This is a genomic window from Mesorhizobium sp. M1E.F.Ca.ET.041.01.1.1 (assembly GCF_003997355.1).
Lineage (GTDB): Bacteria > Pseudomonadota > Alphaproteobacteria > Rhizobiales > Rhizobiaceae > Mesorhizobium.
The window spans coordinates 1-10118 of sequence record NZ_RZSL01000189.1; the positions used below are offsets into that span (position 1 = coordinate 1).

11 protein-coding genes are annotated in these 10118 nt (G+C 62.4%); 4 read left to right on the top strand and 7 right to left on the bottom strand.

Annotated elements, in window-relative coordinates; all coding sequences use genetic code 11:
- The 5 genes from EOA38_RS17055 to EOA38_RS17075 form a co-directional block, all read right to left on the bottom strand.
- A partial coding sequence (locus EOA38_RS17055) for an NnrS family protein (RefSeq protein WP_145965983.1) occupies window positions 1-690 on the bottom strand: 690 nt, incomplete at its 3' end.
- Window positions 691-715: 25 nt separating this feature from the next.
- Window positions 716-2149 (bottom strand): 4Fe-4S binding protein, encoded by a 1434-nt coding sequence (locus EOA38_RS17060; RefSeq protein ID WP_127299760.1) that lies wholly within the window; start codon window positions 2147-2149, stop codon window positions 716-718.
- Complete coding sequence (locus EOA38_RS17065) at window positions 2110-2946, bottom strand: FTR1 family protein (protein ID WP_127299761.1); 837 nt, start codon at window positions 2944-2946, stop codon at window positions 2110-2112. Before EOA38_RS17065 ends, EOA38_RS17060 begins: the two co-directional genes overlap by 40 nt.
- 21 nt (window positions 2947-2967) lie before the next feature.
- Window positions 2968-3348: a cupredoxin domain-containing protein gene (locus EOA38_RS17070; RefSeq protein ID WP_127299762.1), complete on the bottom strand. Its 381-nt coding sequence runs from the start codon at window positions 3346-3348 to the stop codon at window positions 2968-2970.
- Entirely contained in the window at window positions 3317-3859 is a 543-nt protein-coding gene (locus tag EOA38_RS17075) for an iron transporter (protein WP_127299763.1), read from the bottom strand. Before EOA38_RS17075 ends, EOA38_RS17070 begins: the two co-directional genes overlap by 32 nt.
- 942 nt (window positions 3860-4801) lie before the next feature.
- On the opposite strand from EOA38_RS17075, the gene EOA38_RS17080 reads away from it, so the two are divergent.
- The 4 genes from EOA38_RS17080 (at window position 4802) to EOA38_RS17095 (ending at window position 8748) form a co-directional block, all read left to right on the top strand.
- Window positions 4802-5080, top strand: coding sequence for a DUF2249 domain-containing protein (locus EOA38_RS17080; protein ID WP_127299764.1), 279 nt, complete (start codon window positions 4802-4804; stop codon window positions 5078-5080).
- Window positions 5081-5180: 100 nt separating this feature from the next.
- A complete protein-coding gene (locus EOA38_RS17085; RefSeq protein WP_245480859.1) occupies window positions 5181-5636 on the top strand; it encodes a (2Fe-2S)-binding protein in 456 nt (151 codons plus the stop codon).
- A complete protein-coding gene (locus EOA38_RS17090) occupies window positions 5636-6505 on the top strand; it encodes an FAD binding domain-containing protein (protein WP_127299766.1) in 870 nt (289 codons plus the stop codon). Before EOA38_RS17085 ends, EOA38_RS17090 begins: the two co-directional genes overlap by 1 nt.
- A complete protein-coding gene (locus tag EOA38_RS17095; protein WP_127299767.1) occupies window positions 6502-8748 on the top strand; it encodes a molybdopterin cofactor-binding domain-containing protein in 2247 nt (748 codons plus the stop codon). The genes EOA38_RS17090 and EOA38_RS17095 overlap by 4 nt, the downstream gene beginning before the upstream one ends.
- 34 nt (window positions 8749-8782) lie before the next feature.
- Here EOA38_RS17095 and mog read toward each other — a convergent pair whose 3' ends face one another.
- Window positions 8783-9289 carry a molybdopterin adenylyltransferase gene (gene mog / locus EOA38_RS17100; protein WP_127299769.1) on the bottom strand — a complete coding sequence of 169 codons (507 nt, stop codon included), beginning with the start codon at window positions 9287-9289 and terminating at the stop codon, window positions 8783-8785.
- 5 nt (window positions 9290-9294) lie between these two features.
- Window positions 9295-10118, bottom strand: an 824-nt coding sequence (locus tag EOA38_RS17105; RefSeq protein ID WP_127299768.1) for a U32 family peptidase, incomplete at its 5' end; no start/stop codon positions are given.

Consider the following 10118-nt stretch of genomic DNA (forward strand, 5'->3'; position numbering starts at 1 on the left):
ATGTCGGACCAATGCCCCTTCTGCAATCACCAGGCCGAGTGGCACGAGAGCAAGCGGCATCTTGTCCCAGCGCCTCGCCCGCATAACGGGAAACAGGATCGCCAGCGCGACGACCAGCAAGGGCAGGGATGCCAGCCAGACCGCCTCTGGCTCCGCCAGCGCCAGCATTCGCGCGCCCAAAGCCAAGGTAGCCAGCCCCAGCGTCGGCAGAGGAGGCTCCGCCCCGGTCCACGCGCGCTGCGCGGTCAGAAGATAGCCGGAGACCGCCATGCCGCCAAAGCCGAATATTCCCAAGCGGACATGCGCCTGCCCGGGATCCGCCAACGGCAGCAGCCACAGCCATGGCAGAATGACCGCGACCATGGCGGCGAGGGCGAAGAATACGCCGGCCGGATGGAAGATCAGCGGACTGCGCTTCATGCCGTCCGGTCTCCTCCGTCGGTCGGGTAAGATGTTATGTCGAGGTTTAAGAGACCGGGCAGACTCTGACAAAACCGCCTGATGATTATAAGGACGTATCAAAACAGATCCGTTGGCAGGCTGAGCGTCGCAATTTTCCAGCGCGTCGGCAAAACTATTGTTAATGTCTTGATGGATGCGCTCGTCCTCCTTCAAGACGCGCTGCCCTCCGAGGACGGCAGCCAATACCGAAACTATTCCGCCGAGCGTTGTTGGGGCCTGTTCGCCCATTTCGGGAGGCGCTTCCTGCAGTGCCTTACCATGCCCAGAAGAGGAGCCACCAGTTGAAGGCTCCGGATAGCACAGCAGCGCTAATCCCAGCACTAGAGGCAAGCCTGCGCGCGGTCGAGGCCGAATAACAGGCGGAAACCTGCCATGCGAGCCACAGGCACCAGAGAGTTGCGCCGCCTAGCAGGCTCATGCGCAGCGCGCCGACGAAGCCAAGCGACAGCCCCTCCGAGCGCAGCAGCGTCACGGTCGTCATCGACAGGCCGAGGAACAAGCCGCATCCAGCCATGGGTATCAGGCACTGGGCAAGGTGATGGAATCGGGCGATCCGGAAAGGGCCGAGTGCCCGCGTCGACAGGGCAAGTGCCGCGCCCACGGCAGTGGTGGTGAGACAGGCGATGCCCAGCAGGTAGCCGATCATGAGAGCGCCATCCAGCGGCGTCATCATGTCGTTCTGGTCTGGATAGTTGGTGAGGATCCACCAGGGCAGCCGCGGTTCGATCAGCGTGATGCCGCCATGCTCGACCAGCCATTCTGCAAGCTTTTGCCGCACGGTCACGTACAGCGGGCTCGATGCCCACTGAAACGCGCCCGCCGCCAACCCCATCAGCCCGAACACGATCAGGAATGTCTCCCAGGGCTTCGGTTCGCCACCCGCGACGTGGACGATCTCATGCGACGGAGAGCGTATTTCCAGAGCCACCGCCTGTTTGAATCCTGCGCAGCGTCCACACATATGGCAGGCCGATGCGCCCTGCATGGTGCGGATGGGCACCAGTGGCGCGCAATTGACGAAGGGAGGGGGCTTTCCCGGCCGATGCCGCCATGCGTGCCACGCTTCGTTGTCGACCGCGTAATGCAGCGGCGCGAGCTTCGAGAGCAGCGCGAAGACACCGTTGACCGGGCAGAGATAGCGGCACCAGACGCGCTTGTCGTGACCGCAAAGGAAGCCGACGACCATGGCGGCCAAAGTGGAGCCGCCTAGCACGACGATGACAGGCTTGGGATATTGGTAGACGCTGACCATCTGGCCGTAGATCGTCGTGCTGGCGAAGGCGACGAAGGGCCATCCCCTCCACTTTATCCAATGCGGGATGGCGCGGCCGAGTCCGTGGCGGCTGGCTGCTTCCGCAAGCGCCCCTTCGGGACAGAACAGCCCGCACCAGGAACGGCCAACCAGCACCATGCTGACCAGCACGAAGGGCCACCAGATGCCCCAGAAGACGAATTGAGCGAATAGTACGGCGTTGGACCAGATATGCGACAGCCGCGTCGGCATCGGCGCGAGTAAGGGCGCGATCAGCAGGGCCACATAGGCCACGATGATCGTCCATTGGACACGCCGGATTGCTGCCTGATGGTCGCGCAACCAAAGGCCGACGCGCGCGATGCCTGCCTGTATGCGACTGCTTGCCTGCGGATCTAGGCCTGCTGGATGGAGTGGGGTCTGTACAGAAGCCATGTGACCAAAGCCCAGTAGGCTGCGAAGGTGAGCAGTTCTATTAGAACTGGGCGGGCGCGATAGCCGATCAGGCCGGATATCAGGCCACCCGCCATGCCGCTGTCGGGCAACAGGAGCGACGTATCCCACAGCCGCCTCGACAGTGACGGCAGGAGCCCTAGCGAGATCAGATGGTCGATACCCGACAGCAGCAAAGAGCCGGCCAGGAACAGGAGCATCACCTCCGTCACCTGGAAGAAAGTCCGCCACGAGAGCACCTTGCCGCCGAGTTGCAACAGCCAATAGCTGACGAGCGCGGCCACGATGCCGAGCCCCGCAGCGAGTGCCGCGCCGAGGTTTGTGGCCGAGACACCAGCCATCGTTCCATAGAGGAAGACAGCCGCTTCGCTGCCTTCGCGCAGTACGGCCAGCGCGGCCAGCGCGAACACGCCGAGCCAATTCGATTGGTCCGCTACTTCGCTCAAGGACGCATGCAAGTCGGATTTCAACGTGCGGCCGCGGCGGCGCATCCAGAACACCATCTGCACGATGAGCGCCGCGGCAAGCAGGACGATGACCGTCTGGAAATACTCCTGCGCATCGTCGCTCAGCGCATCGCCCACCGTCAGAAGCAGAGCGGCCAGCGCGACGGCGCCGGTCAAGCCGATGCCCACGCCAGACCAAAGCCAAACCCGTCCTGCGCGGCGCTGGGCCGCCGGGCGCTGTCCAAGCCAAGCGTTTAGAATGCCGATGACAAGCAGCGCCTCGATGCACTCGCGCCAGATGACGAAGATAACGTTGAAATCCTGCATGCTCATGGCAACGGTACCTGCTAACCGCTATTTGGCGACAAGGACGGCTGGGGCTGCGCCGGGGTGGAAATCGTCGAAGAACGGATACTGGCCCGGATCGAGTGTGCGGATGACCATTACCGTTTCGGAGTGTGGCGCGACAACACGCTCCTTGCGCAATTCCAAGCTTTCGAATTCGGCAGGCATGTCGCCGAGATTGACCAGGTCTAGCCGGATGCGTCTATTGGTCGGCACCTCGAGGCGGAGCGGCGAGATCGCGCCGTCCTTGAACTCGATCCGGAAGGTGGGATCGTCATCTGCCAGCACGGCAGATGATATCAGTGCCAAGACCACCCCGGCATGAACTGCAGTGATCCGCGCGCTCATCTTCATCGGGTCAGTACGCGCCCTTCTTGCCAGTGCCGGCATAGACGAAATCGAAATCGATCGTTAACGGCTTGAACCATTCGCCAACGCCCGTCTCCTTGTCGACATGGCGCCCGAAATGTGCATGCGCATTGGCGGAGGGCGGCGAGATGGTCAGCGTCAGCTTGTACTTGCCGGCGCCGTCGAGCTTGACGTTATCGCCGTAATGCGGCCCGTCATTGGCCACCATGGGCATGAAATCGCCCTTCTGGACATGGCCGTTGTCCATATGCGTCAACTCGTAGGAGACGAGGAGGTCGGGCATCCAGTCGCCCTCGGCAAAGCCGTTCTTGTTATCCTTCGCAGCCTTGATATCGGCCTCCAGATGGACATTGGAGTCCTTGGCCGGACGCATAAGCCCCTCCGGTTCCATCTCTATAGGCTGGAGGTAGACGGCGCCAATCTCCATGCCTGCCACCATCTGCGGGGTGCCAACAGGAATCTCCTTGGCCAGAAGCTGACCGGTTCCGCCGATCAACAGACCCAGGATCAGCGCCGCCTTGACAGTTTGCATCGTTATTCGTGTCCTTGTTTCTCGATTACAAAAGCCAACCCTCCGACAGCGTGTTTCGTGTCGGACCAAATACCTTCCCAAAAAGATCATGTTAATGCGCGCTTTTCCACTCCCCCTGTCGGAGAGTCAAGCGAAAACAGTAGTTTAGAAGAGTTCTAAACTGAAGCCCGACCAACGGCGGTGCTGTCGCATTCTTCGAGAATTTCTCGTTCCTCTTTGCCCACGGCATAGCGCCTCGAGCAGCGATTCCCTTGGTTCATTGGTTGGTCGTCAGCGCGAGACCGAACGCAACGCAAGCGAGAGCCAGCCTGGGCTGCGCTGTTGTTCGTGGTCGTACCCTGTTCTCGGCCAATTCACTCTATGTGGGCATCGCGTCACCACTGGTGGGCGGAGCCGACATCTGCCTCCATCTCGGTTCGCCACGGCCGTGAGTGACACTATGCGCAGCGACGTCACAAACCACTCCGCCATTCATGCGCGCCGCTATCGGGCCTGCGCGGCGCTACGCCGCAACGATCAAACGACGCGGGTGTTTGCGTCACGAGCGGTGGGCAGCGATGCGGCAAGAGATGACCCCGGCTAGCATGTAATCCGTGCGTCAAAGTCGAAGGAGGTCCGTGAGATCCTCGCTGCCCCGGATGGGTTTGTATGGTCTATGCGAACGCGCAGAGGCGTTCCGATTCAGGACCGTGGACTCGCTTCCGCGTCTTCTGGCTCATCTCTGTCGCATAGCTGGGCGGCGACCCGATCGCGCGCTACGCTTTCTAAGATGTATGTCGGGGTCCTGCACGGTCGGGCATTCGCAACCGGTCTTTACCGAGCGCACTTTCTGCGAATTGTTTGCGCTTCGACAAATAGGCGGATTTCGACCGGGCTAGATTCTTAGGCTGGATCGGAGAGTCGGCTGTTCGGCAGCTTTCCGCAACAGTGGAAAGTGTGAACATGTCTGCATCAGAAGTCGCATCCCCGCCCCAGCTCGACGTACGCGCCATCTTGCCTATGGAACGCCATCCTCGAATATTCGGAATGGTCCATGCGTTGGCCGAGGGGCAGTCGTTCATAATCGTGAACGATCACGATCCGCGGCCTTTGCGCTATCAGATGGAAGCCAGATATCCTGGCCTGTTCGATTGGGAATACCTGCAGCAAGGGCCGGATATTTGGCGCGTTGAGATCAAGAGATCGCTGTCGTCCGGCTGCGACTGCTGCTGCGGCGGCTGATGATCAAGATCAATGCTCGGCGGCACGACCTGCTGGCATGAGCTGCCACTCAGGGCAAGCCATCTAAACATCAGATGCGAGAGCGTTCCCCGCCATGAGAGTGTCTTTGGAAATCAACGGCCAAGCGGTCGAGACGGAGGTTTCGGCAGCCTTGCGGTTAAGCGGGTTTCTCCGCGACGTCCTTGGCCTGACAGGCGTCAAGGAAGGCTGTTGCGAAGGGGAGTGCGGAGCCTGCACAGTGCTGCTGGATGGGAAGCCGATCAACTCCTGCCTGATGCTGACCTTGCAGGCCGCGGGGCGCGAAGTCACTACAGTCGAAGGACTCGGCGGAAGTAGCGGCCTGCAAGATGCGTTCCTGCAATTGGGCGCAGTGCAATGCGGCTACTGCACGCCGGGGATGCTGGTGGCGGCCGAAGGGCTCTTGCTTGACAAATCCAGTCCGTCCGAAGCCGAGATCCGCCATGCGCTGGCAGGCAATATCTGCCGCTGCACGGGTTTCGAGACCATCGTTCGAGCTGTTGCCGCCCACGCTGCCGCGCGCGAGGCGGCTCGTTGATGGGCGAGCTGTCAGTGGCCACACCGATCGACACGATGGAGTTGCGGGCGTTGTTATCCGCAGTAGCGGGAACGATAAATTTCATCGGCGGCGGGACGGACATGCTCATAGCGGGCCGCCCGATGCCTACAGGCGGCTTGCTGATTGATCTCTCACGCATAGCGGGCATGGCCTTCATCTATGCCGATGATGGCGGCATCCGTATCGGTGGCACCACGACTGTTGCCGCGATCGCCGCGGATCGCGGGCTTGCATTACGACTGCCTGCCCTTGCCGAGGCTGCCGCGCAATGCGGGTCTGTTCAGATCCGCAACCGGGCAACCATCGGCGGCAACATCGCAAATGCCGCCCCGGCCGCCGACCTTGTGCCCGTCCTGGTCGCAGCGAATGCCCGCCTGGGATGCATCGGGCGTGACGGCGCGTCGCGCGAGCTCGCAATTTGCGACTACGCGCCTAACAGCGGATGCCTGATCGCGGAAGTGATACTGCCGCGCGACGGCCTCCTTCCACACAGCGCTTTTGTCAAACTCGGACCCCGGCTGGACCTGAGCATCTCGCGTCTCAACATCGCGCTGTTGGCGGAGTTTCAGGATGGTCGTTTTGGCGATGTCCGAATCGCCGCAGGAGCGCTGGGGCCTCGGCCGCTGCGTCTGCGGATCGCGGAGGCGGCGCTCGCCGGCAGAAAACTCGAACATGCCACACTGCGCGATTTTCTTGCAGCTTTGGCCGCCGATGTCGATGCGGCGATCCCGGGTCGCAATTCGCAAGCCTACAAGCGTCGCGCGATCTCTGGGCTGGGGCTCGACCTGATCGCGCAAGCGGTGGGACTGAGCCCGCGTGACCAAGTCTTTGAGGACGTGGTGCAATGAATCAGTTGTCGCGCCGCGTGCCGCTGGTTGACGGTGTCGCGAAAGTCACGGGTGCTTTGCGCTTCACCGCCGACCTGGATGTCGAAGGTCTGCTGCACGGTGCGCTCGTGCTGAGCACCCGTCATCATGCTCGAGTCGCTCGTGTCGACCCCAGGGCCGCGTTGGCGGTCGAGGGGGTGCATGAGGTGTTTTGGCACGGCAACACGCCGGCTCACTTTTATAACAGCTCGATATGGTTTTCGGGGCAGAAGGCGCTGGAGGACGAACAGATGTTTCCGCAAGTCGTCCGCCACATTGGCGATCGGGTGGCGGCGGTGGTTGCCGATACGGAAGAAATCGCACGCCGTGCGGCGAGGTTGATCGAGGTCGACTATGTCGACCTTCCCGCCATCTTTGATCCTGAGGCAGCCCTCGCTCATGCGGGACTGCCGCTGCGCGAGGACGATACCCCAACGTTCTTGAACCCCGTAGCCGGCGAGACTTTCGTGTACGGCGACCCGGAGGCTGGCTTCGCGGCCGCCGATCTGATCGTCAAAACCCGCGTCACGACCCCGCGCAGCCATCATTGTGCGGTAGAGACCCATGCTTGTATCGCCAGGCCCGAGCCCAGCGGTCGCATCCTGATCCTGTCGCCGTGCCAGAGTGTCTTTGCGGTTCAGGCGGTCGTCGGGCAGGCGCTCGGCCTGCCTCCCGAGAAGATAAGGGTCCAAAAGACTCCGATAGGCGGCTCGTTCGGGGGAAAGGCAGAGCCAATCCTCGAGCCTTTGTGCGCTTTGTTCGCCCTGAAGCTCGGTCGGCCGATTATCATTCGTTACGACCGGAATGAGACATTCACTGCTACCCGGACGCGCTCCGGCGTCACGGGGTGGATGCGTATCGGGTTTGGTGTCGACGGCCGAATCCTGGCGCGCGAGACCTATACGCTTGTCGACATCGGCGCCTACTGCACAGGCGGCAACTACCTGCCCAGTTCGATGCTTCAGCGGCTGGTGCGGCTCTATGACGTACCGGCGGAGCGCTATAGCGGCCGCGCGGTCTATACGAACACTGTACCGGCAGGCGCGTTCCGTGGCTACGGCTCGCCGCAAATTCACACCATAGCGGAAATCTCGCTGGATATAGCCGCCCGCCGAATGGGGATGGATCCGGTGACCCTGCGCCACAGAAACCTCGTCGGCCCGGGGGCGATCGAGCCTTGGCAGGGGCTCGATGTCGGGAACGCCCGCGGCAGAGAGTGCTTGGCGCGTGGCGCCGAGGCGTTCGGCTGGACCAGACGCTACCGGAAGGGCGTCGGGCGAGGGCGATGGCGCCGAGGGGTTGGGGTTGCCTCGGCTACCCATATCAATGGCTGCTACCCGGGCTTCCATGAAGAAACCACGGCATTGTTGAGGCTGCTGCCGGACGGGCGGGCCGAGCTCGTCTGCGCCCTCCACGATCTCGGTTGCGGGGCTGACACGACGCTGGCGCAGATCGCAGCCGAGACGCTGGGGTTGAAGGCGTCCGACATCGTCATCGTTCCCGCCGATACCGATACCTGTCCTTACGATCTCGGCACGCGGGCCAGCCGCATGACCTATATCTGCGGGGAAGCCATCCGTCGCGCTGGCGTCGCTCTTGCAAGGTCGATCCGCGCGGCCGCGGGCCTGGAGCTGAATACGCCAGCCGACGATCTGTGTCTGGAAGCCGGCGCGATACATTGCCGGGACGACGTCGGCATCGCGCTCCCGGACCTCGCCGCCCGCCTGGTCAGTCGCGGGATCGAACTGCCGGCGGCAACCGAAAGCTATCGCGCCCAGGCCAATCCGGGCTCATATGCGGCGCATTTCGCGGAGGTCGAGGTCGACAGACTTACTGGTCGCGTAAAGGTTACAGACTACCTAGCCGTCCATGATATCGGCAGGGCGATCAACCCGATGCTGGTGGAGGGCCAGATCCACGGCGGAATCCAGATCGGCATCGGCTATGCGCTCTACGAGGATGTCGCAATCGACCGCGCCACCGGCCGGATGCGCGGCGACAGTTTCAGCCGCTACACGCTGGCGAATGCGCCCGAGATGCCGCCTATACGCGTGCTGCTCGTAGAAGAGGGCGAACCCACTGGGCCCTTCGGCGCCAAGGCCGTTGGGGAGATTGCGACGATCCCGGTGGCGGCGGCGGTCGTCAACGCCGTGAATAACGCCTTGGGCATCGAACTCACGGAACTGCCGCTTTCGCCAGAGCGCGTCCTTGCGGCGATAGGTTGAGGATGGGAGCGACCGCGCCGGGTTGTGAGGCGGATCATCCCAAAACAGAAGGATCCACCAAGATCCGGCCCGCGCCGATGAGCTCGAGGCAGTAAGGCACGGCGGGAAAGACAGCGTCGAGGCACACGTCGATGGAAGACGGTTTCCCGGGCAGGTTTATGATCAGCGATCGGCCGCGGACTCCTGCGGTCTGACGTGAAAGGATGGCCGTGCGCACATGCTGCAAGCTTGCCTGCCGCATGAGCTCGCCGAAACCGGGCAACTCCTTGGTGATGACCTGCCGCATGGCTTCCGGAGTGAGGTCCCTCGGCGAGGGACCGGTTCCACCTGTTGTGAGGATCAGATCGGCGCCTGCCTGGTCGCAAAGCTCGATGAGCACGTCACGGACACTCTCCAGGCCGTCGGGAACGATGCGACGAACAAAATCATAGGGCTCTGCCAGGACACGGCGAAGCCAGCGTTCGATCGCTGGCCCGCCAAGATCCTCGTACTCGCCGCGGCTTCCACGGTCTGAGATGGTCACGATTGCAATCTGGGTCATTTCCGTCAGGCCGGGGCGGTTGCGTGCCATCCGGGCTTGGCGTGGGCGTACCCGTCGACCAGTGTACCGGGCAGATCGAGGCACGAGAGAGCGAAGCGGGCACCTCCAGGCTCCTCTTTGCCATCGGCAAGTCGCCTGTAAATCCTCGCAACCTCGACCATGTCGCATGTCTGGGGAGACAAACGAAGGCGCCTGACGCCCTTTGAGACGAGCGCGCCTGGCGCAGGGCAGAAAGCTTGCAGCTGATTGGAAAGGGTCTGCACGCCGTTGACGGCGAGGAACTGCTGATCGTCGAGCGTATCGACCGAGAGACCGTCGGGATCCTTTTCGCAGGTGAACTGGCACGAATCCTTATGAAGGCCGTGGATCCGAGCGTGATAACACCGTCCGGAAAGGGCGAGCGGCAACCGCCCGAACGCAAAAATCTCGAACTCAGCCTCCGGACATTTCGAAGCCATGACGCCGATCGCTGCAAACGACAACTCCATGGGCGGGCAGATCGTTTGCGCGCCGAGTTGGATCAGGAATTTCGCGGAAGCCTCGTTGTAGACATTCAGGAACGGACCCGTGACGAAGGGTTTGCCGGAGCGTGACGGCAGGCAAGACACGTCATTGATCTCGACCAGCCGCTCGTCCCCGCAAAGATCTTCGACGCTTCTACGCTCCCGAGCGGTCGCCGGCGCGGCCAGCGTGGACAGCACCACCTGTTTTCCGCCACGCTCCAGGCGTTCGATGACCGCTGGCCACGCGGGGTCCGAAAACGGCATCCGCTTTCCGCAGACGACTTCACCAACGTGAACCCGGTCGATCGGGGCCTCGTCCGCTATCC

Bases quoted from the DNA above. Each gene is read 5' to 3' on its own strand.
- EOA38_RS17060 (WP_127299760.1), bottom strand. From the start codon at position 2,149: ATGGCTTCTGTACAGACCCCACTCCATCCAGCAGGCCTAGATCCGCAG.
- EOA38_RS17065 (WP_127299761.1), bottom strand. From the start codon at position 2,946: ATGAGCATGCAGGATTTCAACGTTATCTTCGTCATCTGGCGCGAGTGC.
- EOA38_RS17070 (WP_127299762.1), bottom strand. From the start codon at position 3,348: ATGCCGGCACTGGCAAGAAGGGCGCGTACTGACCCGATGAAGATGAGC.
- EOA38_RS17075 (WP_127299763.1), bottom strand. From the start codon at position 3,859: ATGCAAACTGTCAAGGCGGCGCTGATCCTGGGTCTGTTGATCGGCGGA.
- EOA38_RS17080 (WP_127299764.1), top strand. From the start codon at position 4,802: ATGTCTGCATCAGAAGTCGCATCCCCGCCCCAGCTCGACGTACGCGCC.
- EOA38_RS17090 (WP_127299766.1), top strand. From the start codon at position 5,636: ATGGGCGAGCTGTCAGTGGCCACACCGATCGACACGATGGAGTTGCGG.
- EOA38_RS17095 (WP_127299767.1), top strand. From the start codon at position 6,502: ATGAATCAGTTGTCGCGCCGCGTGCCGCTGGTTGACGGTGTCGCGAAA.
- mog (WP_127299769.1), bottom strand. From the start codon at position 9,289: ATGACCCAGATTGCAATCGTGACCATCTCAGACCGTGGAAGCCGCGGC.